The sequence below is a fragment of the Pseudomonas kielensis genome (assembly GCF_014236655.1).
Lineage (GTDB): Bacteria > Pseudomonadota > Gammaproteobacteria > Pseudomonadales > Pseudomonadaceae > Aquipseudomonas > Aquipseudomonas kielensis.
The window spans coordinates 331,070-357,476 of sequence record NZ_JACMYG010000001.1 but is presented as its reverse complement, the minus strand read 5'-3'; the positions used below and the strand labels follow the sequence as shown (position 1 = coordinate 357,476).

The 26,407-nt window shown below is 60.1% G+C and carries 18 protein-coding genes and 1 pseudogene; 9 read left to right on the top strand and 10 right to left on the bottom strand.

Annotated elements, in window-relative coordinates:
* The first annotated feature begins 79 nt into the window (after positions 1 to 79).
* Positions 80 to 850: a ParA family protein gene (locus tag H7995_RS01485; protein WP_166592758.1), complete on the top strand. Its 771-nt coding sequence runs from the start codon at positions 80 to 82 to the stop codon at positions 848 to 850.
* Positions 851 to 864: 14 nt separating this feature from the next.
* On the opposite strand, the gene trxC is transcribed toward H7995_RS01485, so the two are convergent.
* On the bottom strand, positions 865 to 1,299 hold the full coding sequence (trxC, locus tag H7995_RS01480; protein ID WP_185817854.1) for a thioredoxin TrxC: 435 nt from the start codon (positions 1,297 to 1,299) through the stop codon (positions 865 to 867).
* A gap of 194 nt (positions 1,300 to 1,493) precedes the next feature.
* Here trxC and H7995_RS01475 point away from each other — a divergent pair, with 194 nt between their 5' ends.
* The gene (locus H7995_RS01475; RefSeq protein WP_185817853.1) at positions 1,494 to 1,790 is read left to right on the top strand and encodes a type II toxin-antitoxin system HigB family toxin; all 297 of its coding nucleotides are present in this window, start codon (positions 1,494 to 1,496) and stop codon (positions 1,788 to 1,790) included.
* Positions 1,787 to 2,188 (top strand): helix-turn-helix domain-containing protein, encoded by a 402-nt coding sequence (locus H7995_RS01470; RefSeq protein ID WP_103397313.1) that lies wholly within the window; start codon positions 1,787 to 1,789, stop codon positions 2,186 to 2,188. Before H7995_RS01475 ends, H7995_RS01470 begins: the two co-directional genes overlap by 4 nt.
* A 6-nt stretch (positions 2,189 to 2,194) precedes the next feature.
* Here the strand turns inward: H7995_RS01470 and selO are convergent, their stop codons facing one another.
* From selO to H7995_RS01455, 3 genes are read right to left on the bottom strand one after another with little or no spacing between them, the layout of a single operon-like run.
* Complete coding sequence (gene selO / locus H7995_RS01465; RefSeq protein WP_182343208.1) at positions 2,195 to 3,658, bottom strand: protein adenylyltransferase SelO; 1,464 nt, start codon at positions 3,656 to 3,658, stop codon at positions 2,195 to 2,197.
* A gap of 48 nt (positions 3,659 to 3,706) precedes the next feature.
* A complete protein-coding gene (gene mscK, locus H7995_RS01460) occupies positions 3,707 to 7,057 on the bottom strand; it encodes a mechanosensitive channel MscK (protein ID WP_182343210.1) in 3,351 nt (1,116 codons plus the stop codon).
* A gap of 34 nt (positions 7,058 to 7,091) precedes the next feature.
* Positions 7,092 to 8,834: a potassium/proton antiporter gene (locus H7995_RS01455; RefSeq protein ID WP_166592753.1), complete on the bottom strand. Its 1,743-nt coding sequence runs from the start codon at positions 8,832 to 8,834 to the stop codon at positions 7,092 to 7,094.
* A gap of 318 nt (positions 8,835 to 9,152) precedes the next feature.
* Between H7995_RS01455 and H7995_RS01450 the strand changes: the two genes are divergently transcribed.
* Together H7995_RS01450 and H7995_RS01445 are read left to right on the top strand one after the other, a co-directional pair.
* Complete coding sequence (locus H7995_RS01450) at positions 9,153 to 9,383, top strand: hypothetical protein (RefSeq protein WP_166592769.1); 231 nt, start codon at positions 9,153 to 9,155, stop codon at positions 9,381 to 9,383.
* Positions 9,380 to 9,682: a cell division protein ZapA gene (locus tag H7995_RS01445; protein ID WP_166592752.1), complete on the top strand. Its 303-nt coding sequence runs from the start codon at positions 9,380 to 9,382 to the stop codon at positions 9,680 to 9,682. The genes H7995_RS01450 and H7995_RS01445 overlap by 4 nt, the downstream gene beginning before the upstream one ends.
* Before the next feature lie 144 nt (positions 9,683 to 9,826).
* Here the strand turns inward: H7995_RS01445 and H7995_RS28785 are convergent.
* The 4 genes and pseudogenes from H7995_RS28785 to putA all read right to left on the bottom strand — a co-directional run.
* Positions 9,827 to 9,973: pseudogene (locus H7995_RS28785) on the bottom strand (acyl-CoA dehydrogenase C-terminal domain-containing protein); the annotation flags it as partial.
* Between the two features lie 273 nt (positions 9,974 to 10,246).
* A complete protein-coding gene (locus tag H7995_RS01435) occupies positions 10,247 to 10,978 on the bottom strand; it encodes a hypothetical protein (protein WP_182343212.1) in 732 nt (243 codons plus the stop codon).
* A gap of 308 nt (positions 10,979 to 11,286) precedes the next feature.
* Positions 11,287 to 13,089: an acyl-CoA dehydrogenase gene (locus tag H7995_RS01430; protein ID WP_182343214.1), complete on the bottom strand. Its 1,803-nt coding sequence runs from the start codon at positions 13,087 to 13,089 to the stop codon at positions 11,287 to 11,289.
* A 261-nt stretch (positions 13,090 to 13,350) separates the two neighbouring features.
* Positions 13,351 to 17,304, bottom strand: a complete 3,954-nt coding sequence (gene putA / locus H7995_RS01425) for a trifunctional transcriptional regulator/proline dehydrogenase/L-glutamate gamma-semialdehyde dehydrogenase (RefSeq protein ID WP_185817851.1) — start codon at positions 17,302 to 17,304, stop codon at positions 13,351 to 13,353.
* 460 nt (positions 17,305 to 17,764) lie between these two features.
* On the opposite strand from putA, the gene putP reads away from it, so the two are divergent.
* The 4 genes from putP to H7995_RS01405 all read left to right on the top strand — a co-directional run bounded on the left by putP (position 17,765) and on the right by H7995_RS01405 (position 22,761).
* The gene (gene putP / locus H7995_RS01420; RefSeq protein ID WP_182343218.1) at positions 17,765 to 19,249 is read left to right on the top strand and encodes a sodium/proline symporter PutP; all 1,485 of its coding nucleotides are present in this window, start codon (positions 17,765 to 17,767) and stop codon (positions 19,247 to 19,249) included.
* A 247-nt stretch (positions 19,250 to 19,496) separates the two neighbouring features.
* Positions 19,497 to 20,909 carry a PAAR domain-containing protein gene (locus tag H7995_RS01415; RefSeq protein WP_185817850.1) on the top strand — a complete coding sequence of 471 codons (1,413 nt, stop codon included), beginning with the start codon at positions 19,497 to 19,499 and terminating at the stop codon, positions 20,907 to 20,909.
* 557 nt (positions 20,910 to 21,466) lie between these two features.
* Positions 21,467 to 21,853, top strand: a complete 387-nt coding sequence (locus H7995_RS01410) for a hypothetical protein (protein ID WP_166593087.1) — start codon at positions 21,467 to 21,469, stop codon at positions 21,851 to 21,853.
* Positions 21,854 to 21,921: 68 nt separating this feature from the next.
* Positions 21,922 to 22,761, top strand: a complete 840-nt coding sequence (locus tag H7995_RS01405) for a 23S rRNA (adenine(2030)-N(6))-methyltransferase RlmJ (protein ID WP_182343221.1) — start codon at positions 21,922 to 21,924, stop codon at positions 22,759 to 22,761.
* A 73-nt stretch (positions 22,762 to 22,834) separates the two neighbouring features.
* On the opposite strand, the gene msrA is transcribed toward H7995_RS01405, so the two are convergent.
* A complete protein-coding gene (gene msrA / locus H7995_RS01400; RefSeq protein ID WP_166593086.1) occupies positions 22,835 to 23,500 on the bottom strand; it encodes a peptide-methionine (S)-S-oxide reductase MsrA in 666 nt (221 codons plus the stop codon).
* Positions 23,501 to 23,592: 92 nt separating this feature from the next.
* Complete coding sequence (locus H7995_RS01395; protein WP_185817849.1) at positions 23,593 to 26,286, bottom strand: sensor domain-containing phosphodiesterase; 2,694 nt, start codon at positions 26,284 to 26,286, stop codon at positions 23,593 to 23,595.
* Positions 26,287 to 26,407: the final 121 nt, after the last annotated feature.

Here is a 26,407-nt window from a genome sequence, read left to right as displayed (position 1 = left end):
GTCCGTTTGCCGCCAAGGTAGCTAAGCAGCATCGAGGCCTACTACACTCGGTCATTCTTTGATACACGGAGGTTTTGCAATGCGGCGCGTGGTGTTCAATCAGAAAGGTGGCGTGGGTAAGTCCAGTATTGCCTGCAATCTGGCGGCGGTCAGCGCCAGCGAGGGCTATCGCACCCTGCTGGTGGATCTCGATGCCCAGGCCAACTCCACTCAATACCTCACCGGCCTGACCGGCGATGACATTCCGATGGGGATTGCCGATTTCTTCAAGCAGACCCTGTCGTCCGGGCCGTTCTCGAAGAAGAACCGGGTGGATATCTATGAAACCCCGTTCGACAACCTGCACGTGATCACGGCCACGGCCGAACTGGCCGACCTGCAGCCCAAGCTTGAGGCCAAACACAAGATCAACAAACTGCGCAAATTGCTCGACGAACTGGCCGAAGACTACGACCGGATCTACCTCGACACCCCGCCAGCCCTGAACTTTTATGCGGTTTCAGCGTTGATCGCCGCCGATCGTGTGTTGATTCCCTTTGATTGCGACAGTTTCTCCCGTCAGGCGCTGTACGGCCTGCTGGCGGAGATCGAAGAGTTGAAGGAAGACCACAACGAAGGCCTGGAGGTCGAAGGCATCGTGGTCAACCAATTCCAGGCGCGGGCCAGTCTGCCGCAGCAGATGCTCGATGAGTTGATTGCCGAAGGCCTGCCGGTGTTGCCGGTGTACCTGGGCAGTTCGGTGCGCATGCGTGAGTCGCACCAGGCCAACATGCCGCTGATCCACCTCGACCCTCGGCATAAACTGACCCAGCAGTTCGTCGACCTGCACAATCTGCTGGAACACTCCTGACCTTCACGCGCGCATCAGATGCCTTGGGCGCGCAGCCAGCCGAGCAATTGCGGTAACGGCATGGCCCCGCTCTGGCGTGCCACTTCCCGGCCGTTCTTGAGCAGGATCAGGCTGGGAATCGAGCGAATCGCCAACTGAGCCGACAGTTGCTGATTGGCCTCGCTGTCCAGCTTGGCCAGGCGGCATTTGCCCTGCAACTGCGCGGCAGCCTGGGCGAACACCGGTGCAAAGGACTTGCACGGCCCGCACCAATCCGCCCACACATCCACCAGCAACGGCAGGTCACCCTTGATCTGGCTGGCGTAGTCCCCCTGTTTCAACTCGAACGGCTTGTTCAGCAGGACTTCGGCCTTGCAGCGCCCGCATTTCGGATGGTCGCCCAGGCGTTCGGCGGGAATGCGGTTGAGGCCGTTGCAGTGGGGGCAGGGGATGAGGAGTGGGTCGGTCATGAGTGATATCCAATGGGAAGCTGATATCACCTAGTTGGAGACGTTTGCTCATGTTTTCAATCGCGCAGTGATCAGCGTGAAAACCAGGCTGAGTCGTACCGAGCCAGACCGCTGGTCTACTTCGGATTATCGCAACTTGCGATATTTCTTATCTGTGAATAACTCCCCATAGCAAAATGCGATAAGGATGTTGCATGCATGTTCTCACCGAAAAAAGAGTACGTGAAGCCAAGGTCAGATGGCCAATGGCAGCCAATGCGCTGGACCATTGGTATCAATTAGCCAAAGGAAGCAATCCGTCGGATTTTGCGGCGATGAGAGCCACATTCCCTGCTGTCGACAAGGTAGGTGAGCTTCATGTTTTCGATATCGGTGGCAACAAGCTGCGGTTGATAGCTTTTGTCAGATATCGATCGAAAAAGCTTTATATCAAGCCTGTGCTGGATCATCGCGAATATGACCGCGGCAAGTGGAAGGAGGAAAAAGCATGAGTGTACTGATCAAAAAAGCTGCCGAGCATTGGGAGTTTGTCTCACCGCTGCTTCGAAAACCGAAAAGTGAAGATGACTATGACCTGCTGGCGCATGCGCTGGACGAGTTGCTCGAGATGACGGGCGATGATGAGTCCCACCCGCTGATGAGCCTGGTGGATATCATTGGTGACTGGATTGAGGAGTGGGACCATAAGCATCACCCGATGCCCAAGCCTAGCGGGGTCGAGATTCTTGGCTACTTGATGCGTGAACACGGCCTCAGCCAGAGCGACCTGCCTGGCGTCGGCCCTCAGTCGGTCGTGTCCGAAATCCTGAGTGGCAAGCGCCAGCTCAACCTGCGCCAAGTCCGCTGGTTGGCCGAGCGCTTTAGCGTGTCGGTTGAAGTCTTTATCTGACTCACCTCACGACGAGCAACTGATCTCCAGATGCTTGCCCCATTCCGGCGGTCGCTCTGCGTAGCTTTCCATCCCCGCTTGTTGCTCGAATGGCTTGCTCAGCACCGCATGCAGTCGGCGGACCTCCGAGTAGTCGCCGTTTTCTGCCGCATCGATGGCTTTTTGCGCCAGATAGTTGCGCAGGATGTACAGCGGGTTGACCCCGTGCATTCGTGTGCGGCGTTGCTCCTGGTCAACCACCCCTTCACGGGCCACCCGGGCCCTGTAGCGCTCACCCCACGCATCGAAACCCTGAATGTCGACAAAGTCATCGCGCAAGCGGGCGAGGGCCTGTTCGGGGGCTTCATCGCCGAGGCGGCGGAAAAACAGGCTGTAGTCGACGGCGCTGTTTTGCATCAACTGCAACAACTGCTCGACCAGTGCCTGGTCATTGTCTTCGCCGGTGGTCAGGCCCAGGCGCCGGCGCATCAGGTCCAGGTAGTGGGCCTGGAACAGCGGCAGGTACAGGCTCAGGGTCTCGCGCAGGGCTTCGACGCTGATGAATGGCGTCAGGGCTTGTGCCAGGGCACTGAGGTTCCACTGACCGATCGGTACCTGGTTGCTGAACGAGTAGCGACCCTGGTCATCGGAGTGGTTGCAGATGAAGTGGGCATCGAAGTCGTCGAGAAAGGCGAACGGCCCGAAGTCGAAGGTGATGCCCAGGATCGACATGTTGTCGGTGTTCATCACCCCATGGCAGAACCCATACGCCTGCCACTTGGCAATCAGTTCGGCGTTGCGCTCGACGATTGCCCGGAACATCGCCAGGTACGGCTCCGGCTGTTCCAGGCACTCGGGGAAGTGCAGTGCCAGGACGTGTTCGCCGAGGGCCTTCTGCTGCTCGGCACGCTTGGTGTAGTAGAAGTATTCAAAGTGACCGAAACGCACGTGGCTCGGCGCCAGGCGCAGGACCATCGCCGCCCGCTCCTGTTTTTCGCGCCACACGGGTGTGCTGGAGCCGATTACGCACAGCGCGCGGCTGCTCGGGATGCCCAATGCGTGCAGCGCTTCTGAGGCGAGGAACTCGCGGATCGAGGAGCGCAGCACCGCTCGGCCATCGCCCATGCGGGAGTAAGGCGTCTGCCCGGCCCCCTTGAGATGCAGGTCCCAATGCTCGCCGGCCTGGTTGTAGACCTCGCCCAGCAATAGGCCGCGGCCATCGCCCAGTTGCGGGTTATAGGAGCCGAACTGATGCCCGGAGTAGACCATTGCCCGGGGTTCGGCCTCGGCCCACAGTTTATGACCGCCGAACAGCTCGGCGAACACCGGGGTCTCGGCCACCGCGGGGGCGAGGTCCAGCAGGGCCATGGCGGCGTGGCTGGCCACGACCAGGCGCGGCTCGCTGATGGGCTCGGGCAGGACATGGGTTGAGAACGCGTCGCCCAGGCGAGCGAAGCGGTTGTCGAAGGTCAGTTCGTCGAGGGCTTTCAACGGCCATCTCCAGCAGAATGTCCGAGCATTCTGCTGGGGATTGCGCGGTTAGTCGAGTTTCGGCGCGGACGGCGGTTGCTCGCCAGGGAGGTCCTTTGCCGGAACGATGGTTTTCGTTTCCGGTTCGATCGGCACCATCTTGTACTCCTGGCCGTGGAGGTTCTTCAGGTAGATCTCCATCTGGCGGAACGAGATGTTGATGTGCTGCTTCTTGAATTCACGGTTGATAAACCGGTTGATCTCGTCGAGGACCGGGTTGCGGTCACCCAGGTCACGCACGTGCACGCGCAGTTCGTGATCCAGGGTGCTTTCGCCGAAGTTCAGGAAGTACACCAGGGGCTCCGGCTCCTTGAGCACCCGCGGGTTTTCGCGGGCGGCCTTGAGCAGCAGCTCCTTGACCAGGTCCAGGTCCGAGCCATAGTCCACGCCAAGCTTGAGCGTCACGCGGGTGACCGTGTCGGTCAGCGACCAGTTGATCAGTTGCCCGGTGATGAACGTCTTGTTCGGGACGATGATGTCCTTGCGGTCGAAGTCGGTGATGGTGGTGGCGCGGATGCGGATTTTGCTCACCGTGCCCGACAGGTTGCCGATGGTGATGGTGTCGCCGATCCGTACCGGACGCTCGAACAGGATCATGATCCCGGAGATGAAGTTGGCGAAGATTTCCTGCATGCCGAAACCCAGGCCGACCGACAGCGCGGCCACCAGCCATTGCAGCTTGTCCCAACTGACCCCGAGGGTCGACAGCGTGGTCACAAAGCCAATGCCGGCAATCACATAGGTCAGCAAGGTGGTGGTGGCGTAGGCGCTGCCCTGGGCCAGGTTCAGCTTGGACAGTACCAGCACTTCCAGCAGGCCGGGCAGGTTGCGTGCCAGGGCCAGGGTGATGCCGATGATGATCAGGGCTCCGAGCATGTCGCCGATGCTGATCGGCACCATGCTCATGTTGGCGCCGGTGCCGCTGGTGTATTCGTAGAGGGTGATGTTGTCCAGGTACGAGAACACCGTGATCAGGTCGGCCCAGACCCAGTACAGGGCGGCAATGAAGCCACCCAGCAGGGCCAGGCGGATCAGGCGCAGGGATTGTTCGTTGACCTTCTCGATGTCCAGCGTCGGCTCTTCGACCACCACTTCGCCGTCGCCGGCTTCCTTGGCCGCCAGGCGCTTGGTCAGCGCTCGCTGGTAGGCCAGGCGCCGAGCCGCCACGGACAGGCCGCGCACGAAGGTGGCCTCGATCACCAGCCAGAACATCAACAGGTACAGGGTGTTGATCAGCCGGTCGCTGAGCTTCAAGGCGGTGTAGAAGTAGCCGAAGCACACGGCAATGAACAAGGCCACGGGCAGGGCGGTGAACAGCACCCCGAGCGCCTTGCGAAACAGCGAGGCGTTGTTGTGGTTCGGGCTGTTGAGCAGCAGGCGACTGAGCAGCCAGGCCATCAGGGCGTAGCAGGTCAGCACCACGCCGATGCCCAGCACGTCGTCGGCCAGCGCCGCGGGTTGCAACTCGGCCACCGCCACCACGGCGACCAGCGCGATCACGACCACGCCCAGGCGCCGGATCCAGGTGCGAAGGAACTCGACCTGGGGTTTTTCCCAGCGGAAGTGCAACTGGGCCACGCCGCCCGGCGCCAGGATCCGGTAGGCGGTGTAGAACACCAACCAGGCCTGGGACACTTGCAGCAGGGCCGCGCCGAGGTTGGTGTTCTGCCCGCGGGCGTCGATCTGCAGGGCGTAGCCACACAGCGCCAGTGCCAGGGATACCGGCATCGCCAGCAGCACGTTGATCAGGATCGCCTGGGGCGTGTGCCACTGGCTGTCGCGCTTGAAGTGCCCGATATCCTGGTGGACCTTGTTCAGGCGGCCATACAGGTACTTGCGGCGCCACAGCAAAAAGCCGAACAGCAACGCCAGTGGGGTGAACAGCAGTGGTCGCTGGGTCAGGCCGTCACTCAACTCGCTCAGGGTCGAGGTCCAGGGCAGGGTGTTGATCTGTTTTTCCAGGCGCGTCGGCACGGTCCGCAGCCATTCCAGGTCCAGCGGTTTGTTGCTGGGGATCCAGAACATCTGTTCGTCGAGGGTCGAGCGCAGGTTCTGGGCGGTGGTCAGCAGTTGCTTCTGGTTCAGCTGCAGGGTGATGGATTCGTTGAGCAGGGCGCTCAGTTCACGGTTCAGGCGCTCCAGCAGGTCGGCCCGGGTCAGCGCCAGCTCCAGCAGGTTCTTGCGCAGTTGCGGGGTCACCTGGTCCGGCGGTTGGGCCGCCAGCAAGTTATCCACATAAGCCGTGGGATTGCTGATCAGCTCGCGTTGCTGATTGACTTCGAACTGGTACAGGCGGATGTCGGCAATCTGGTCGGCCAGGTCGCCGTCCAGGCGCAGGCGGGGTAACGCCTGCTTCTGCTTGTAGAGGATCTTGGACAGCAGCAGGCTGCCCTTGAGGACGCTGATCTGTTCGTCCAGCGCCGCGTCGCTCTGGGTCACGGTGTCGAGCTGCTGCTTGGTTTGCAGGTTCTGCTGGGTCAGCTCGTTGAGGCGGTCGGTGCTTTTGAGCAGGTAGTCGGAGAGCTTCAGGTTGGCCGCACTTTCAGTGGCGAGCAGGCTGCTGCCGCCGGCTTTCTGGGCTTCGATCGACTGCTGGGTCACCGTCTCCTGGGACTGTGCCAGGCGTTTCTGGTTGATCAGGGTCTGCAGGTCCTGGATCTCCTGCTCCATGCGCGCGGTGCGTTCGGTCAGCAGGTCGTGCTGGCTGTTGCCCAGGTCCTGCAGCTGGCTGTTGCCGGCCAGTTCCTGGCGGCGCAGCGGGATCAGCGCGTTCAAGGCGGCGAGCTCGGCATTGAGCAGGTCGCGTTGTTCGTTGGAGAGGGTCTTGCCGTTGTCCTTGCCGGTCTTGAGGATGTTGTTGATCTGCAGGATGCGAGTCTGGCTACTGCTGATTTCGGCCTGGGCACGCTCGGGGCGGGTCTGGGCCGTGATGATCAGGCTGTTGGCTTCGGCCAGGGCCTTTTGCAGGTCGCTTTGCTGGGTGCTGCGATCGGTGAGCATCTGCTCCAGTTGCGGCACGCTCAGGCTGGCGTAGCGCTGGGCAACCGGGATCACCTTGGTCGCCTCGAGGCGTTCCAGTTCGCGCTGGTTCTCGATGTTCTGCTTGGGCGCGGTGCTCAGTTGTTGCTTGAGGTCGGTGAGGCGCTTGTCGTAGTCGGCCTTTTTCGACAGCTGGGCCAGGGTCTGTTGCAGCACCGCTTGCAGGGCTTTTTGATCGGCCTCGGGCAGTTTGCGTTCGGCGATCTTGTCCAGGCTCTTCTGCACGGCGTCAGCGGAGGGTGGTTCGGCCGCCTGCAGGGTGCCGACGGAAAGACTCAGCCCCAGCAGGGCGATAGCTAAAAATGTGCGCAGGGTTGGCATAGAGACCGATCGAAGACGTGGCGGAAAAAGGAGTTTAGAGGAACAACCCGGGGCCCGGGCGACTTCCTTCGGGGAATCTGACGCCCACTTTGGCAATCTTGTTCCCGTCCATGACGGCGACCGTCCAGATGGTGTTGTTCCATTCCACCTGGTCACCCACCACCGGAGCGCCGCCGACTTTCTGGGTAATGAAGCGACTGAGCGGCATGTCCGGATCGACCCCTTCCAGTTGCAGCCCGTACAGCGCGGAAACCGCGCCCAGCTGGGCGTCGCCTTCGAGAACGAAGTCGCCGAAGAAGCGCAGGTCCAGGCCCCGTTGCGGTGCCTGGCTGAACAGTTTTCCCAGGGCCGGGAGGTTGTGTTCATGGCCGATCACGCAGAGCAGGTCATCGACTTCCAGCACCGTACTACCCGACGGATGGAGCAGTTGCTGGCCACGAAACAGTGCCGCGATGCGGGTGCCTTCGGGCATTTTCAACTCACGCAGCGCTGCGCCGATGCACCATTTCTCCGCGCCGAGGCGGTAAACGAACAGTTCCCACTCGCTGGTCACGTGTACTTCCAGGGCTGCGCGGGAGATCGGCGCGGGCTCCGGCGGTACCGTCACCTTCAGCAGCTTGGCCACCCACGGCAGGCTTGTGCCCTGGACCAGCAGTGACACCAGCACAATGAAGAACGCCAGGTTGAAATACAGCTGGGCATTGGGCAGCCCCGCCATCAGCGGGAACACCGCGAGAATGATCGGTACCGCGCCGCGCAGGCCGACCCAGGAAATGAACACCTTTTCCCGGCCATGGAAGGCCTTGAACGGCAGCAGGCCGACCATCACCGACAGGGGGCGGGCAAACAGGATCATCCACAGGGCCAGGCCGAGGGCCGGCAGGGCGATCGGCAGCAGATCGTGGGGCGTGACCAGCAGGCCCAGCACCAGGAACATGCCGATCTGCGCCAGCCACGCCATGCCATCGAGCATGTGCAGAATGCCGTGGCGGCTGCGTACCGGGCGGTTGCCGATCACCAGGCCACACAGGTACACCGCGAGGAAACCACTGCCGTGCAGGGCGTTGGTCAGGGCAAAGACCACCAGGCCGCCGGCGATCACCAGGATCGGGTACAGGCCGGTGGCCAGGTTGATGCGGTTGACCATCTGCAGCATCAACCAGCCACCGCCCAGGCCAATCAGGCCGCCGATGCCGAACTCACGCAGCAGGTGGGTCAGCAGGCTCCAGTGCAGGCCGGTCTGGCCGCTGGCGAGCATGTCGATCAGGGTCACGGTGAGGAACACCGCCATCGGGTCGTTGCTGCCGGACTCGATTTCCAGGGTGGCCGTCACCCGCTCGTTGAGGCCCTTGCCGCCGAGCAGGGAGAACACCGCCGCGGCATCGGTGGAGCCGACGATGGCGCCGATCAACAGGCCCTGGATCAGGTTCAGGTCGAACAGCCAGGCCGCGGCCATGCCGGTCAGCCCGGTGGTGATCAGCACCCCGACGGTGGCCAGCGACAACGCGGGCCATAACGCCACGCGAAAGCTCGAGACCCTGGTGCGCAAGCCACCGTCGAGCAGGATCACGGCCAGCGCCAGGTTGCCGACCAGGTAAGCGGTGGGGTAGTTATCGAAGATGATGCCGCCGCCGTCGACGCCGGCGGTCATGCCCACCGCCAGGATGATCACCAGAATCGGGATGCCCAGGCGTGAGGACAGTGAACTCACCAGAATGCTCGCACCTACCAGCAACGCGCCGATCAAGAACAGGCTGTTGATGGTCGTCGCATTCAAAGGCAGTACTCCGTAAATCTGAAAGGCGGGCACAAACTGACCATGCAGTCTGCGTGCCAGCGATTCTAACCTGTCGAAATGTGATGCTGTCAAAAAGCTTTTGAGTGGCCTGGCTTACGCCCGTGCAATCAAGGGGGCGCGGCAAACAATTGCCTGCCCCTGACGAGCTGCAGGAACCAGATGGGCCAATCGCAGTCTTTAACACTCGCAGGAAAGTTCGCCGCCAGCAAAATCAAGGCTCTGCGCCGGAATAACCCTGGCGCCTGTGGTGACTTTTCTTTATCGTACGCGCCCTTTGAAAATGCCCGGAAGATCAAAATGTTGGAAGCAACCCTAAGCCAATTGGAACAACTGGTCAGCGAGCTGGTGCAACAGAACCAGGAACTGCTCGGCACCAACCAGGCCCTGAGCACAGAGCTGGCCCAAGCCAAGGACGAAAACGAAAGCCTGCAACTGAGCCTGATGGAACAGGAAGAAAAGCAGGGCGCAACCGTGGCCCGTATCCAGGCCCTGGTTGAGCGTGTGAGCGCAGGCCCTGTGAACGCATGAACTACGGTGCCGATGGGGTAAAAGTCGTTTCCATTCTTGGAGAAGACTATTCGATCAAGGCACCGGCCGGGGAAGAGCAGACGCTGCTCGACGCCGCGCTCATGCTCAAGGCGGTGCTGGCTGAGACCAAGAAGAAATACCCGACCCTGATCGGGGACAAACTGCTGGTGCTGACGGCGATGAACCTGTGTTCAAAGCAGTTGGAAATGCAGAAGCGTCACCAACAGGAACTCGACCGTTACCAAGAGCAAGTCAGCGCCACGGTTGAAGTTATCGCCAAGACCATCAGTCAGGTCTGACTGAAAATAGCGTCGGCCCAGCCGGCGCTATCGCGGGCAAGCCCGCTCCCACTTACTCTGTGAGCAACAGAGACCCTTGTGGGAGCGGGCTTGCTCCGGGCGGCGATCCGACGATTGGATTTGACCAGCCCCACAAGGCATTGATCAAAACCACTCATCCTGCATGCCCAGGCACACGTCATCCAGCGCTTCAAGAATCGCCAACTCAGGGTGGCAACCCGGCACTTCCCACGTCAGGAAGCAGCGTGCTGCTTGCAGCTTGCCTTTGTAGAAGCCGACATCTGCGGCATTGCTGTAGATGCCCTTTTGGATTGGGTTCAGGCGGGTGGGGCCACGGCCGCGGCAGAGCAGTCGGCAGTAATGGAAGAGATTAACCACAATGCGCAGTTGGGCTGATCTGGCGCGGCAGATGGGTGGGCTTAGTGTGCGGTAGCGAATGCGTCGAGCCGATTGGCATTGGTTCGGGTTTGTTCGAAGAGGCGATTTGCTGTTTTCTGAAGTGCGCGATGCCTGGCAATAGCCATGATGAAGTTTCTTTGGTTCATCATGGCTATTGCCATGTTTTCAACTGACAGCAAGATAAATGTCGAACGCTTCGCTGTTGGAGGGTTTTTCATCGCAGAACTTATAGTCGATGACGTGCGTTGCGCTCGTGGTGGTAATTTGATCACCGTGTGCGGCGACAAAGAATACATGATTGAAGTCGATGTTACGGCTGCTGTTATACGTTTCTCCTGCAGCTTCGAGGGTGACACTGTAAGTGTTGTCTCTGATCAGCTTGAATGTTTTTTTGTCGATTCGGGAGTTGGAGTGGGCAATGATATCCCCGGTTCGCGCGGCGAAAATAAACTGATCGTGGCTGATGTTGTCCCTTCTGAGAATGACTTCGTCCTGTTCAATGCGTGCGATAAGTTCACAAGTCCAGTTATTGCCATTTTTGTAGAAGACTTTTCGTTGAAGCCTGTAGAGGACACCATTTCTCTTTACTTCAGCATCTTTGGCTATGGTTTCAAGCATTTCTCCAATAGATGTATTGAGCGCTGTTACTTCCTCAATGCCCTCTTTGGATTCTGTCTCGATGGATGTCTGATCTTTGTTCATTGGCATCAGCATGATGTTGATGTGGGTGACTTCGTTTTCACCTAAGTGATAAATTTTGCTTATGACACCTCTCCACTTATCGTGCAAGGCAAACACCGTGCGCGCAACATTGCCTGTCGAGGTAGTGGCAGCTTGAATGCAATGGCCTTTGTTTATGAGTGAACCGCCACGCGGAATCAATAGTTGAGTGCTCATGCCGTATTCTCCTTTGTCGCAGTGCTGGAGCAATGGGTATTCGTCATGTCGGGCTTCGATAGATGTGTTCATTCGAATTGTCCGAACGACAACAAGAACAACCATTCGGCGTTTCGAGCCTATTGATAAACGGTGCGCCGCGCTAGCTGTCAGAGTTGACAGCTAGCGCGGGCAGGTAGGACCTGATAAAAGCAGCGGAGTGCTGCGATCGGCCTTGCCGGTAAGCCGGCTCTACTTGGGGGGGGGGCGTCATACGACGGTAGGGGGAATCCTCTAGGCGCTGGCTCGCGAGCGAAGCTTTCAGCGGTTTAGAACCACTCATCCTGCATGCCCAGGCACACGTCATCCCGCGCTTCAAGAATCGCCAGTTCATGGTGGCAACCCGGCACCTCCCACGTCAGGAAGTAGCGTGCCGCTTGCAGCTTGCCTTTGTAGAAGCCGACATCGGCGGCATTGCCCTTGGCCAACCCTTCTTCGGCGCGGATCGCCTGTTCCAGCCAGCGCCAGCCAATCACCGTGTGACCGAATGCCTTGAGGTACAGCGCCGAGTTGGCCAGGCTGCTGTTGACCTTGCCTTGGCCCAGGTCGGTGAGCAGGCCGATGGTCACGGTTTGCAGGCGCGCCACCAGTTTTTCTAGCGGTTCACGTAACGGCGTCAGCGATTCATATGCCTGGGCACGTTCGGCGGTGTCGGCGACCAGGCGGATCAACTGTTTCAGGCCCGCGCCGCCGTTTTGCGCCAATTTTCGCCCCAACAGGTCCAGCGACTGAATGCCGTGGGTGCCCTCGTGGATCGGGTTCAGGCGGTTGTCGCGGTAATACTGCTCCACCGGGTACTCGCGGGTGTAGCCGTGGCCGCCGAGAATCTGGATCGCCAGTTCGTTGGCCTTGAGGCAGAACTCCGACGGCCAGGATTTGACGATGGGGGTCAGCAGGTCCAGCAGTTCGTGCGCCTTTTTGCGCTCGGCTTCGGTCTCAAGCGTCGTGGTGTCATCGAACAATCGCGCGGCATACAGGCCCAGATCAAATGCGCCTTCCACATAGGCTTTCTGGGTCAGCAGCATGCGCTTGACGTCGGCGTGCTGGACGATCGAGACCGGGGCGGTGTTCGGGTCCTTGCTGTCCGGCAGACGACCTTGCGGGCGCTCGCGGGCATATTCCAGGGAGTACAGGTAGCCGGCATACCCCAGCATCACCGCGCCCATACCGACGCCGATCCGCGCCTCGTTCATCATTTGGAACATGCAGCCCAGGCCTTGGTGCGGCTTGCCTACCAGATAGCCGACACACTCCCCGTTATCGCCGAAGTTCAACGCAGTCGAAGTGGTGCCGCGCCAGCCCATCTTGTGGAACAGGCCTGCCAGCACTACGTCGTTGCGCGGACCCAGGCTGCCATCGTCGTTGACCAGGAACTTGGGCACGATAAACAGCGAGATGCCCTTTACCCCGGCGGGTGCGCCCGGCAGCTTGGCCAGCACCATATGCACGATGTTTTCCGAGAGCGGGTGGTCGCCGCCGGAAATAAAGATCTTGTTGCCCTTGAGACGATAAGTACCGTCAGGCGCCGGTTCGGCGCGGGTGCGGATGTCCGACAGCGACGAGCCAGCGTGGGGCTCGGTGAGGGCCATGGTGCCGAAAAACCGACCGTCGATCATGGGCTGCAGGAAGCGTCGTTTCTGTTCGTCGGTGCCAAAGCTCTCGATCAGGTTGGCCGCGCCCATGGTCAGGAACGGGTAGGAGGTGGTGGCTGCGTTGGCGGCTTGAAAGTGGGCGAAGCAGGCTTGCGACAGCAGGGTCGGCAACTGCATGCCACCGGCCTCGAAACGACGGGCGGCATTGAGAAAACCGGCCTCGAGGAAGGCGTCCACGGCGGGTTTGACTTCCGGGATCAGGATCGCCTTGCCGTCTTCATAGCGCGGCTCGTTCTCGTCGCCCTTGCGGTTATGGGGCGCAAAGTACTTCTCGGCAATGCTGCGGGCGGTGCCTATGGCCGCGTCAAAGGTCTCGCGGTTGTGCTCGGCGAAACGCTCGCGCTGGGTCAAACCCTCGGCATCGAGGACTTCGTACAGCTCGAAAGCCAGATTGCGGGAACTGAGCAGCGTCTCGGACATGGCGGCCTACCTTTGATTGGAGTGGACCGAGTCTAGGCGTGGGAATAGGAGGCTGAACAGGATGATTGATGAGCGTGATGGTGGGGAAGAGCGGTGACTTAACACACGTACCACAAACCACTGTGGGAGCTGGCTTGCCAGCGATGGCGGCAGATCAGTCAACATTAATGGTGACTGACACATCGCTATCGCTGGCAAGCCAGCTCCCACAGGGATTGTTGCTTGACCGGGCATCTGTTGCAGATGCCCGGCTTATCGGTTTTAGCCAATAGTCATCAAGCTTGCATTGCCACCCGCCGCGGCGGTGTTGACGCTCAGTGCGCGCTCGATCACCAGGCGCTCCAGCGCAATCCCGGTTTCACCCGGTGCCTGGCCGTGGACCCCGACGATGGCGCCGGCACGGGTTGCCACTTGCTGGCAGACCGCACGCAACTGGTCGGAGTGACCGTGATGCAGCACGGCATCAATCACCACTTCATCCTTGGTCCAGTCTGCAACCCGCTGGATACGCGCCTGCACTTCTTTTGGCAGGCGTGCCAGCAGTGCCTTGCTCAGCTCGTTCTCCGGCATCACTGCCGAGCCGCCCACGGCCAAGACCGCAGCCAGTTGTGTCAGCAGGTCGCTTTCGCTGTCTGCCAGGCACAGCACGTGTTCACGCGGCAGGATCGCATAGCTGTTGCGCTCGCCGGTCGGGCCGGCCAGGACGCGGGTGATACCGCTTTGCGATTGCTCGGCGAACTTCACGCACAGGGCGCTGAGGTCGTTGAGCTTTTGGCTGGCGGCCCAGGTTTGCAGGGCGGTCAGCGGTTTGCGCATGGCATCACGCAGGCGCACGTCCGGCGCTGTCTCGGCATCGGCGCGGGCGAAGGATTGCTCGATCGCGTCGCTTGGGCGAGTCGACAGCAGGCGGTACAGGTACAGCGGGCCACCGGCTTTCGGGCCAGTACCCGACAGGCCTTCGCCGCCGAACGGTTGCACGCCGACCACGGCACCCACGATGTTGCGGTTGACGTAGACGTTACCGGCATTGACGTTGTCGATCACCTTGGCGATGGTCTCGTCGATGCGTGTGTGCACGCCCAGCGTCAGGCCGTAGCCGGAAGCGTTGATCTGCTCGATCAGCAGGTCGATGTCTTTACGCTTGTAGCGCACCACGTGCAGTACCGGGCCGAAGATCTCCCGTTGCAGCTCGTCGAAGCTTTCCAGCTCGATCAGGGTCGGCATGACGAAGGTGCCGCGTTTGACTTCCTCGCCATCGGCGATTGCCACCTGGTACACGTTGCGACCTTTGTCGCGCATGCCCTGGATGTGCTTCTCGATGCCCGCCTTGGCTTCGGCGTCGATCACCGGGCCGATGTCCACGGACAGGCGCTCCGGGTTGCCCAGGCGGCATTCAGCCATGGCGCCCTTGAGCATTTCGATCACGCGGTCTGCCGAATCTTCCTGCAGGCACAGTACCCGCAGTGCCGAGCAACGCTGGCCGGCGCTGTCGAAGGCCGAGGACACCACATCGATTACCACCTGTTCGGTGAGGGCCGAGGAGTCGACGATCATGGCGTTCTGGCCACCGGTTTCGGCGATCAGTGGGATCGGACGGCCCTGGGAGTCCAGGCGCCCGGCGATGTTGCGTTGCAGCAGGCGCGCCACTTCGGTGGAACCGGTGAACATCACGCCTTTGACGCGATCGTCGCCGACCAGGCCAGCACCCACGGTTTCACCACGGCCCGGCAGCAGTTGCAGGACGCCTTCCGGAATCCCGGCTTCGAGCAGCAAGCGTACGGCTTGGGCCGCGACCAGCGGGGTTTGTTCGGCCGGCTTGGCCAGTACCGGGTTACCGGCGGCCAGCGCAGCGGCAACCTGGCCACTGAAGATTGCCAGCGGGAAGTTCCACGGGCTGATGCACACCACCGGACCCAGTGGGCGGTGGGCGTCGTTGCTGAAATCGTTGCGTGCCTGCACCGCGTAGTAACGCAGGAAATCCACGGCTTCGCGCACTTCGGCGATGGCGTTGGCGAAGGTCTTGCCGGCTTCGCGGGCCAGCAGGCCCATCAGCGGCTGGATCTCGCCTTCCATCAGGTCGGCGGCACGCTCCAGGATCGCCGCGCGCTCGGCGGGCGGGGTGGCCTGCCAGATCGGTGCGGCGTTGAGGGCGCACTGGATGGCGTTGTCGACGTCTTCGACGGTGGCTTCCTGGACATGACCGACCACGTCGCGATGATCCGACGGGTTGAGGACCGGGGCCGGGGTTTCGCTGCTGGAGGCGCAGCCGAGCATCGGCGCGGCTTTCCAGTTGTTATGGGCGCTCGCCAGCAGGGCGCAGGACAGCGAAGCCAGGCGATGTTCGTTGGCCATGTCGATGCCGCTGGAGTTGGCGCGTTCGCTGCCATACAGGTCACGCGGCAGTGGGATACGCGGGTGCGGCAGGCCGAAGCCGCCTTCCAGCGTCGCCATCTGCTCGATCTGGTTCACTGGATCGGCTACCAGCTCCTGGATGGAGATCGACTGGTCGGCGATACGGTTGACGAACGAAGTGTTGGCGCCGTTTTCCAGCAGGCGACGTACCAGGTACGCCAGCAGGGTTTCGTGGGTGCCGACCGGTGCGTACACGCGGCACGGACGGTTCAGCTTGCCTTCGGAAACCTTGCCCACGACTTGTTCGTACAGGGGTTCACCCATGCCGTGCAGGCACTGGAACTCGTACTGGCCCGGGTAGTAGTTCTGACCGGCAATATGGTAGATGGCCGACAGCGTGTGGGCGTTGTGGGTCGCGAACTGCGGGTAGATGACTTCCGGTACCGACAGCAGTTTTCGTGCGCAAGCGATGTAGGAAACGTCGGTGTACACCTTGCGGGTGTAGACCGGATAGCCTTCCAGGCCTTCGACCTGGGCACGCTTGATTTCGCTGTCCCAGTACGCGCCTTTTACCAGGCGGATCATCAGGCGATGACGGCTGCGGCGAGCCAGGTCGATCACGTAGTCGATCACGTACGGGCAACGCTTCTGGTAGGCCTGGATCACAAAACCGATGCCGTTCCAGCCCGTCAGTTGTGGTTCGAAGCACAGGCGCTCGAGCAGATCCAGCGACAGTTCCAGGCGGTCGGCTTCTTCGGCGTCGATGTTCAGGCCGATGTCGTATTGCTTGGCCAGCAGGGTCAGCGACAGCAGGCGCGGGTACAGCTCGTCCATCACGCGCTCGTACTGGGCGCGGCTGTAGCGTGGGTGCAGGGCCGACAGCTTGATGGAGATGCCCGGGCCTTCGTAAATGCCGCGGCCGTGGGAAGCCTTGCCAATCGAGTGGATGGCTTGCTCGTAGGACGCCAGGTATTTCTGAGCGTCATGTTCGGTCAGTGCTGCTTCGCCGAGCATGTCGTAGGAGTAGCGGAAGCCCTTGGCTTCGAACTTGCTGGCGTTGGCCAGGGCTTCGGCGATGGTTTCACCGGTCACGAACTGCTCGCCCATCAGGCGCATGGCCATGTCGACGCCCTTGCGGATCATCGGTTCGCCGCTTTTGCCGATGATGCGGCTCAGGGACGAAGTCAGGCCGGCTTCGTTATGGGTGGAGACCAGTTTGCCAGTCAGCAGCAGGCCCCAGGTCGCGGCGTTCACGAACAACGACGGGCTGTTGCCCAGGTGCGGCTGCCAGTTGCCGGTGCTGATCTTGTCGCGGATCAGGGCATCGCGGGTACCTTTGTCGGGAATCCGCAGCAGCGCTTCGGCCAGGCACATCAGGGCCACGCCTTCCTGGGACGACAGGGAGAATTCCTGCAGCAGGCCCTGGACGATGCCTGCACGGCCGCCGGCGCTCTTCTGGTTACGCAGTTTTTCCGCAATCGAGGCGGCCAGCTTGTTGGTGGCCTCGCACATCGGTGCTGGCAGGCGCGCCTGCTCCAGCAGCATCGGCACCACTTCCGGCTCCGGGCGACGGTAGGCGGCAGTGATCGAGGCGCGCAGGACCGATTGCGGCAGGATGCTTTCAGCGAACTCAAGGAAGCACTGGTGCGCGTGGTCGACGTGTACGTCAGCGCTGTCGTCGGCCTCGGCACGGGTCAAACCGTTGAGCTCGGTCAGGGTTGCACCACCCTCGAGTTTTTCCAGGTAATTGAAAATCGCCTGCTTGATCAGCCAGTGCGGCGTGCGATCAATCGAGGTCGCGGCGGCTTTGAGGCGCTCGCGGGTCGGGTCGTCGAGTTTGACCCCAAGGGTGGTGGTAGCCATATTTTTATCCTCATGTTTGCCACGACCGCGTGGCATCAGCTGGCGGCAAGATTAGCCGCGCGCCGAATGAGGTGCAACCGGGTGCAACCCTTTTTTTGCCGGAATTAACGGCAGTTCGTCAGGAAATAAATTCAAGCAAGTGCCGGTCGCTCCTGCTTGGTGCTTTTTGTCCCAGTCCATTGAGTTTCTTGCTCCGAAAAGGAGCAAAAACTGTCCTCTAAAATAAATTTCCGACTGGGTGCAACTTATTCGGACGAAACAGGTTGCACCTCATTTGCTTTGTTGAATAGCATTCGCGCCCAAGGTGCAACCATCCACGAGACGGTTCATCGGCTGATGGCTTTCCTGGGGAAACATCAGTCATAAATGCGCGGATTCTCCAATCGTCTTTCAAACGTAATCGTTTGGTGGCGGTTCAACAGACCGCCGCTACATAAAAACAAAGCCAGGGCGTAACTCAATGAGTGCAAGCAATCCAACCCTGATCACGTTCGTGATCTACATCGCAGCAATGGTGCTGATCGGCTTCATGGCCTATCGCTCCACCAATAACCTGTCTGACTACATTCTCGGTGGCCGTAGCCTGGGCAGCGTCGTGACCGCGCTTTCCGCTGGCGCCTCGGACATGAGTGGCTGGTTGTTGATGGGCCTGCCAGGCGCCATCTATATGTCGGGCCTGTCGGAAAGCTGGATCGCCATCGGCCTGATCATCGGTGCCTACCTGAACTGGCTGTTCGTGGCCGGTCGCCTGCGGGTACAGACCGAGCACAACGGTGATGCACTGACGCTGCCGGACTACTTCTCCAGCCGTTTCGAAGACAAGAGCGGTCTGCTGCGGATCATTTCTGCCGTGGTGATCCTGGTGTTCTTCACCATCTATTGCGCCTCCGGCATCGTGGCCGGTGCCCGTCTGTTCGAAAGCACCTTCGGCATGTCCTACGAGACCGCGCTGTGGGCCGGTGCTGCGGCGACCATTGCCTACACCTTCGTTGGTGGTTTCCTGGCAGTGAGCTGGACTGACACCGTACAAGCCACACTGATGATCTTCGCCCTGTTGCTGACGCCGATCATCGTGCTGCTGGCCACTGGCGGCGTCGACACCACCTTCCTGGCCATCGAAGCGCAAGATCCAAGCAACTTCGACATGCTGAAGAACACCACCTTCATCGGCATCATCTCGCTGATGGGCTGGGGCCTGGGCTACTTCGGCCAGCCGCACATCCTGGCGCGTTTCATGGCGGCGGATTCGGTGAAGTCGATCGCCAAGGCGCGTCGCATCTCCATGACCTGGATGATCCTGTGCCTGGGCGGCACCGTGGCCGTGGGCTTCTTCGGCATCGCCTACTTCTCGGCGCACCCGGAAGTAGCCGGTCCCGTGACTGAGAACCCTGAGCGTGTGTTCATCGAACTGGCCAAGCTGCTGTTCAACCCATGGATCGCTGGCGTGCTGCTGTCGGCCATCCTGGCGGCGGTCATGAGCACCCTGAGCTGCCAACTGCTGGTGTGCTCCAGTGCCCTGACCGAAGACTTCTACAAGGCTTTCCTGCGTAAGAATGCTTCCCAGGTCGAGCTGGTCTGGGTCGGCCGCGCCATGGTTCTGGCGGTTGCGCTGGTGGCCATCGCGATGGCAGCCAACCCGGAAAACCGCGTACTGGGCCTGGTGAGCTACGCCTGGGCCGGCTTCGGTGCCGCCTTCGGTCCGGTGGTGCTGATCTCGGTACTGTGGAAAGGCATGACCCGTAACGGCGCACTGGCCGGTATCGTGGTGGGTGCGGTTACCGTGATCGTCTGGAAGCATTTCGAACTGCTGGGTCTGTACGAAATCATCCCAGGCTTCATCTTCGCCAGCCTGGCGATCTTCCTGGTCAGCAAGATGGGCGAACCAACGGCTGGCATGCTGCAGCGCTTTGCCGCAGCAGAGAAAGATTTCCACCTGAACAAGTAATTGCCAGGGCCAATGCCCTGATCAATCGCTGATCAAAGAACGGCCCGCAGCCTGATGGATGCGGGCCGTTTTTTTGTGGGCCCTGTTTGAGTCGGTCATGGGCTCAACGGTGGTTTTTGTCTCCTGTTTCTGGGTTGTTCGTGGGAGATTTCCCATTCGCGATGCCCTGTCTTGAGTTTCCTCTGCGGCCACGTACTTTGCGCTAGCCCCGTGCAAGTGCGCAGCCAGCAGACAAGGAGTTCAAGCAATGACGAAGGGATATTTCATTCGTAAAGGTGACAAGACCAGTTGTGGTGGCGAGGTTCTGGAGGCAGATACTCGCGTCACGCTGTTTGGCTTCGCCCATGCGCGGGATGGCGACCGGGTTTCTTGCGGAAAGGACAATGAAACCTACGTGATTGCAGGTGGCGTCTCACACATCACCAGCCACGGCAGGATTGTCGCGGGGTCGCTGGATAGCCTCAGTAGCTGCCCCTGTAAAGCAGAGTTGATTCCCTCATTGACCAGCGTCTCTTACGAGCCCGCGCGAGGTGCGGCACAGCGTGCCGCCATGGCCCCTGTCCAGCCGGTCGCATCCGCCACCAGCCACCCTACAACGCCACATTCATCCGGCTTCATGCCTGCGCCGAATCCTCAGGTGCCAATGCATGGCAACAACGCACAACCAGCAGACCCTGGGTTCTACATCGTGCCCAGGAGCACCACCGGCGAACAACTCGAGGCTTCGTTGTTCACCCTGCGCGACCCGGCGGTAATGGGCAAATTCAAACTGCTCAATCCCAATCTGCGGGACGTCAAGGCCGGCTCGATGATCGTACTGAGCGATCCCAATAACTTCCAGTGCAGCCGTGAAGAAGCGCTGCTCATGGATGTGGCAGCCAGGACCAACCAGGTGCTTGAAACGCTTAGCCCGCAAGAAGCGGATTTCATGATGCAACACCGGGATGTAATCCAGACCTTCCTGAGCTATGGCTCTGGCGCTATCGGTGTCGGCGCGAGCATTTTCAAGAGCAATCTGGATAACGTAGGCAGTGCTTTGAGGGATATTGAAGTGTTGCAACAGGCGACGCTCCAAAGAGATGGGCACCTGCGCTCGCCGGCTTTTTTTGCAGAACGCCAGCGGTTGCTCGCTCAACTGAACAGCCATATGACGGCACTGACCCGCAAGGGCATTGGATTTCCCCAGCACATCAATTTGAAAAAAATGCTGGGTATCTCCAGTCAAAGCCTGGTCCACCATTGGACTAATGCCAGCCCAGCGGGGCAAATACCGGGGCATGCCACACATCTTGAAGGAGTAGCGAGGGCTTCAAAATACGTCCAGTACGGCGGTTGGTTAGGGACTGCCGTCGGCGGAGGAGCTTCTGCTGCGAAGGTTCAGGATGTGTGTGCTGCAGGAAATAGCGAAGCGTGTAGACGAATCCGGCTTACTGAGTCAGGGAGTTTCACGGTAGGAGTGGCTGCTGGCATGGCCACAGGCAGGATATTAACCGCGCCGGTAGTCGGAGGCCTGTGCGTTGCTCTGGGAGTTCCAACAGGCGGCTTTTTAACGCTTGCTTGCAGTATCGTTGCTGTGGGCGCTGGCTCGTATGCGGGGGGTACGTTGGGAGAAATGAGCGGCGAGTTCATAGGCGAAGCGATTTACGAGTCGACGAAATGACTACTGCAGAAATGATTGCTGGCGGTTTGTGTGGCTTGGCGTTCGTATTCGTACTTGTCGGCAACTGTTTCGCATTGCACTTGGGGTATACGAAAAGAGAGTTCTTATTGGGACATTTCAAGAATAGCTCCCCAAGCATATCTAATGCTGCACGCATACATAAGGGTTATTGGGGTAGGCTTCAGCTCGTGGGAAGCGCTTGTATGGTTCTTGCTTTTCCAAGTTTTTTCATTAAGCACGGTATTCTAAGTGTTCAGGACTTTGCAGGCTTTCCTCGTCCGCTAAGATGGAAGTTAGTTGTGCTGCAATGGAGTGTTATCGTGTCATTCACTGCTATGCTCTTACTGGTCGCGTTATGGAAATCCGGAGCGCTCAAATAGCTGGCCAAGACGCGATGACGCCGCAGTTAATTGCAGTGTATGCCACTCGTTTAAGAGGGTTTTGGTGAAAAGAATTTTTGGTGAAAATAAATCAGTCCTCATTTTTTTACTTTCAGCAAGCTATACCGGAGGGAAGGCTGGTGAAGGTGCAACCGAAACAATATATGAGTCTCTTAATTGACCCTGAGCACCGCTGATACATTATTCCTTGTCGTAGGAATTATTGACATTGCAGGGTTGTTCGCGGGAATTGGCTACATGCTTTTTCTAGCAAACACAAAAATGGATATTCTTCAGCGATGTTTTAAAAACAGCTGGGGCGTTACGGAGGGGAGTGCCTTTGAATATAGCGGGGTGTGGGGAAGAATAATGATGATTGGTCGTATATCAGGTTGTGTGGCCTTCTCTACCTTTTACATTAAGCGCGGACTTCTCAATCCTGACGATTTAAAAGAGCTACCTGTTCCTCTCAAACAAAAACTAATCGCTTTGCAGTGGGTTGGTATAATTTTGTTGGTTGTTATGCTTTGTCTCGCGTTGCTAGCTGAGCTGGATGTTGTCTGATTTGGAGGGCGAACCCCTGACTTGCTGGCCGGTAAAAGGTAAACTTCGCCTCCTTCGCAGGAGCAGCCATGAATTATCGTCACGCCTTCCACGCCGGCAATCACGCCGACGTGTTCAAACACCTGACCTTGACCCGCCTCATCGCCCTGATGTCGCGCAAGGAGCAGCCGTTTGCCTATCTCGACACCCACGCCGGCATTGGTCTGTATGACCTGCAGGGCGATCAGGCCAGCCGGACCGGTGAGTACCTGGAGGGTATCGCGCGATTGTGGGGCGAGCCGGATCTGCCGGTGCTGACGGCCGACTACATGCAGGTGCTGCACGAGATGAACCCGGATGGCCAGTTGCGCTATTACCCGGGCTCGCCGGAGCTGGCGCGGCGTCTGACCCGTCCACAGGATCGGGTCCTGCTCAACGAGAAGCACCCCGAAGACGGTTTGCTGCTCAAGGACAACATGAAGGGTGATCGCCGGGTCAAAGTGCACCTGGGCGAAGGCTGGCATGTGCCCCGGGCGATGCTGCCGGTGCCCGAGAAACGCGGCTTGATGCTGATCGATCCGCCGTTCGAGAAACTCGATGAGATGCAGCGCTGTGCTGCAGCGCTCAAAGAAGCGATTGGCCGCATGCGCCAAACCGTGGCTGCGATCTGGTACCCGGTGAAGGACCAGCGCCTGTTGCGCCGCTTCTATCAGGACCTGGCCGGTACGGGGGCGCCAAAGTTGTTGCGGGTGGAACTGCTGGTGCATCCGCTGGATACGCCCAACAGCCTGAACGGCTCCGGGCTGGCGATTGCCAATCCGCCGTGGGGGCTGGAAGAGGAGTTGCGGGAGCTGCTGCCCTGGCTGGCGCAGAAGCTTGGCCAGACCCAGGGTGGGTGGCAGATGGATTGGTTGATTGCCGAGAGTTGATCAGCCGTTTTGACGGCGTCTGATCGGACGCCATCGCGGGCGGCGCTCGGCTTGCCCGCGATGCTTTTAAGGATTAATTCCCCGCCAGGCTCGGTGGCATGCACACGCCCGTGCCGCCGATCCCGCAGTAGCCTTCCGGGTTCTTTGCCAGGTACTGCTGGTGATAGGCCTCGGCGTAGTAGAAGGTCGGGGCCTGTTCGATTTCGGTGGTGATGGTGCCCAGTCCGGCCTTGGTCAGTTCTGCCTGGAACGTTTTCTCGCTGGCCTTGGCTTCGTCCAGTTGTTCAGGTTTGACCGCGTAGATCACCGAACGGTACTGGGTACCGATGTCGTTGCCCTGGCGCATACCCTGGGTTGGGTTATGCAGCTCCCAGAACATCGCCAGCAGTTCTTTGTAGCTGACCTTGTCCTGGTCATACACCACCAGGACCACTTCGGTGTGGCCGGTCAGGCCCGAGCAGACTTCCTCGTAGGTCGGGTTGGGGGTGAAGCCGCCGGCATAACCCACCGCCGTGCTGACCACGCCTTCACGCTGCCAGAACTTGCGTTCTGCGCCCCAGAAGCAGCCCAGGCCGAAGATCGCGAACTCCACATTGCCGATGAAGGGACCCAGCATGTACTGGTCCTTGTTGACGAAGTGTTTCTCCGGCACGGTGATCGGCGTTTCGCGGCCGGGCAGGGCTTGTTCTTTAGTTGGGAGCACGTTTTTGTTCACCAGAATTTCCGAGCGCAAGACCATGATCAGTCCTCTCAGTCAGAGTATGTAAGTAGTCAGACCGCCAGTGTGCCGAATAATCCCCGTGGGAGCGAGCGCCCTCAGGGATGACTCAGTCAGGCAATTGGGCCGCGTGGGTAGCGTTTGAGCTTGTCGATCAGCTCGGCCCCCGGGATCGGCCGGTCGAACAGGTAGCCCTGGCCGACGTCGCAGCGATGGCGCCGCAGGAAGGCCAGTTGCTCGGCCGTCTCGATGCCCTCGGCCACCACTTTGAGTTTGAGGTTGTGGGCCATGGCGATCACGGCCGAGGTGATCTCCATGTCGTCCTGGTTATCCGGGATCTCATGAATGAAGCTGCGATCAATCTTGATGATGTCGATCGGGAATTTCTTCAGGTAACTAAGGGACGAGTAACCGGTGCCGAAGTCGTCCATGGCCAGGGTCAGGCCCAGGCGCTTGAGCTGGTCGAGTTGCAGGTGGGTGTCTTCGGTGGCTTCCAGCAACAGGCCTTCGGTCAGTTCGAGCTCCAGCAGGTGGGCGGGCAGCTTTTCTTCCTTGAGGATGTTGGCAATCGAGGACACCAGGTCCGGGTCGGAGAACTGCTTGGGCGACAGGTTGATCGCCACCTGCAGGTTGCCCAGCCCGGCAGCGCTCAGTTCGATGCTCATGCGGCAGGCCTGGCGGGCGATCCATTTGCCGATGGGGATGATCAGGCCGGTCTCTTCGGCGACGCTGATGAACTGGTCGGGGCGGATCATGCCCTTTTCCGGGTGGTTCCAGCGCAGCAGCGCCTCCATCCCCAGCAAGCGCCCGGAGCGCAGGCACAGTTTGGGCTGGTAGAACACGTCCAGTTCGTTCTGGGTCAGGGCGCGGCGCAGGTTGTTCTCCACGAACAACTTGTAGCTGGCCTCGGCGTTCAAGGCCTCGGTGAACACTTGGACCTGATGTTTGCCATTGGCCTTGGCCTTGTGCAGGGCCAGCCCGGCGTTGCGCATCAGTGTTTGCGGGTCGCGCCCGTGCAGCGGCGCACAGGCCACGCCGACGGAGGCGGTGACGCTGATCAATTGGTTATCGACGAACATCGGCTTGTCCAGCGTCATCAACAGCTGGCTGGCCATTTGCTGGCCGAGATTCAGGCTGGCGTCATCCAGCAGTACCGCAAATTCGTTGCTGGCAAAGCGCGCCAGGCTGCCGCTCGGGCTCAGGCTGTTGCGCAGGCGGCGGGCCAGACTGATCAGCAGCTTGTCGCCGGTCTGGTGGCCGAGGCTGTCGTTGATCCGCTTGAAATTGTCGATGTCCACCAGCAACAGGCAGATCGGGCTGTCGCTGTCGCGGGCAAAACGTTCGTCGAGGTTACGGATGAACGCCGGGCGATTGCCCAGGTTGGTCAGATTGTCGGTGTAGGCCAGGCGCTCGATGCGCTGTTGGGCGAGCTTGGTCTGGGTGATGTCTTCGTAGATGCCGATGTAGTGGGTCAGCTCGCGGTTGTCGCCATACACCTTGGAAATCGACAACTGGCCCCAGTAGGGCTCCAGGTTCTTGCGCCGGCTCTTGAATTCACCTTGCCAGCTGTTGCTCTTGGCCAGGCTGGAGGGCGCGTCGAACAGCAGTTCGCTGAGATTTTCCAGGGCCGGCAGTTCCGACAGGCGCTGACCGTGGACTTCTTCGGTGCTGTACTGGGTGATCGCCGTGAAGCTGGGGTTGACGTACTCGACCACGCCGTCGCAATTGACCAGCAAAAAGGCATTGGCACTTTGCTCGACCGCACGCTGGAACAGGTGCAGGGCGCTGGTGGCGGTGCGCCGGTTGTGGTTGTTGATGACCTGGGCAAACTGATCGGCCAGCTCGCCGGCGAAGGCGATTTCGTCCGATTGCCAGGCACGGGTCACGCCGGTCTGTTCCAGGCACAGGACGCCAACCACCTGGCCGTCCACGCGGATGCTGGCATCGAGCATGGCGTTGACGTCCCGCGGGCGAAGGCTCTCGGCCATCTCCCGGGTGCGCGGGTCATGCATGGCGTTGTGGGCATCGATGGCCCGGCTCGAGTGCAGGGCTTCCAGGTAATCGGGGAAGCCGCTGGCGTCGATCACGTCCGGTAGCCGGTGTTCCTGCGAAGGGCGATGGTAGGCGGAGATCGGCAGCAGTTGCCGGTTTTCCAGGTTCCACAGGCTGGCGCTGTCGATCTGGTAGATATCGCAGGCACTGCGGGTAATCAGTTCCGCCGCTTCGCGCAACGAATTGCCGGAGCTGTAGCGCTGGCGCGTCAGCAGCAGGATCAACTCTTGCTGGGCGCGCACGCGCTCCAGGTGCTGGAGCTGTTCCTGCTGGGCACGCTGGTTCAGCTCCAGGGCAATCTGCAGGCGCGAATTCTGGGTTTCCAGGTCGAGCGCCGGCAGCAGGGGGTCGTCTTCGAACAGGCCGTCGACCACCAGCAGATAACCGCGTAGCAGGTGGCGATTGTGTTGTTTATAGGCTTCGCCCATTTCCAGCAGGCTCAGGGAGCCCTGGGCCGTGTGCAGGGTGTAGCGGATCAGGTAATGGGGGCTTTGGCTCAGTTGCTGCTGGATCGTGTCGTGCAACTGATAGCGCGCCTCCGGCTCCATCAGGCTGGCGTAGGGCGAGCCGACCAGGGCGCAAAGCTCTACCGCGGGCAGGCCGAACTGGCGTTCGCAGTTGGGGTCGAGAAACAGCAGGGCCCAGCTTGCTTCATTCAGCCGCTCGAAACGCAGCATGCCGAGCCGCGAGGGCACAGGCAATTGCGTCACTACCTCGGCCACCATTCGGCTGGTGGCATCGGGATGGCTTTTCATGGAAGAAACTCGCTTCGAAAATGCTGAACGCGACGGGCTCACGCCCTCTGTGTTGCCAGCGGCAAGGTTGCATGATGCCGCCCTGGCTGACAATAGAGGATGAAGGCTAAGTGCTATAGGT

What these genes read in the sequence shown, in the direction of transcription:
- H7995_RS01450 (WP_166592769.1), top strand. Translation starts at nt 9,153, where the DNA reads ATGTTGGAAGCAACCCTAAGCCAATTGGAACAACTGGTCAGCGAGCTG.
- H7995_RS01470 (WP_103397313.1), top strand. Translation starts at nt 1,787, where the DNA reads ATGAGTGTACTGATCAAAAAAGCTGCCGAGCATTGGGAGTTTGTCTCA.
- H7995_RS01445 (WP_166592752.1), top strand. Translation starts at nt 9,380, where the DNA reads ATGAACTACGGTGCCGATGGGGTAAAAGTCGTTTCCATTCTTGGAGAA.
- putP (WP_182343218.1), top strand. Translation starts at nt 17,765, where the DNA reads ATGAGTGCAAGCAATCCAACCCTGATCACGTTCGTGATCTACATCGCA.
- msrA (WP_166593086.1), bottom strand. Translation starts at nt 23,500, where the DNA reads ATGGTCTTGCGCTCGGAAATTCTGGTGAACAAAAACGTGCTCCCAACT.
- H7995_RS01475 (WP_185817853.1), top strand. Translation starts at nt 1,494, where the DNA reads ATGCATGTTCTCACCGAAAAAAGAGTACGTGAAGCCAAGGTCAGATGG.
- H7995_RS01430 (WP_182343214.1), bottom strand. Translation starts at nt 13,089, where the DNA reads ATGTCCGAGACGCTGCTCAGTTCCCGCAATCTGGCTTTCGAGCTGTAC.
- H7995_RS01435 (WP_182343212.1), bottom strand. Translation starts at nt 10,978, where the DNA reads ATGAGCACTCAACTATTGATTCCGCGTGGCGGTTCACTCATAAACAAA.
- mscK (WP_182343210.1), bottom strand. Translation starts at nt 7,057, where the DNA reads ATGCCAACCCTGCGCACATTTTTAGCTATCGCCCTGCTGGGGCTGAGT.
- trxC (WP_185817854.1), bottom strand. Translation starts at nt 1,299, where the DNA reads ATGACCGACCCACTCCTCATCCCCTGCCCCCACTGCAACGGCCTCAAC.
- H7995_RS01415 (WP_185817850.1), top strand. Translation starts at nt 19,497, where the DNA reads ATGACGAAGGGATATTTCATTCGTAAAGGTGACAAGACCAGTTGTGGT.
- putA (WP_185817851.1), bottom strand. Translation starts at nt 17,304, where the DNA reads ATGGCTACCACCACCCTTGGGGTCAAACTCGACGACCCGACCCGCGAG.
- H7995_RS01395 (WP_185817849.1), bottom strand. Translation starts at nt 26,286, where the DNA reads ATGAAAAGCCATCCCGATGCCACCAGCCGAATGGTGGCCGAGGTAGTG.
- H7995_RS01485 (WP_166592758.1), top strand. Translation starts at nt 80, where the DNA reads ATGCGGCGCGTGGTGTTCAATCAGAAAGGTGGCGTGGGTAAGTCCAGT.
- H7995_RS01405 (WP_182343221.1), top strand. Translation starts at nt 21,922, where the DNA reads ATGAATTATCGTCACGCCTTCCACGCCGGCAATCACGCCGACGTGTTC.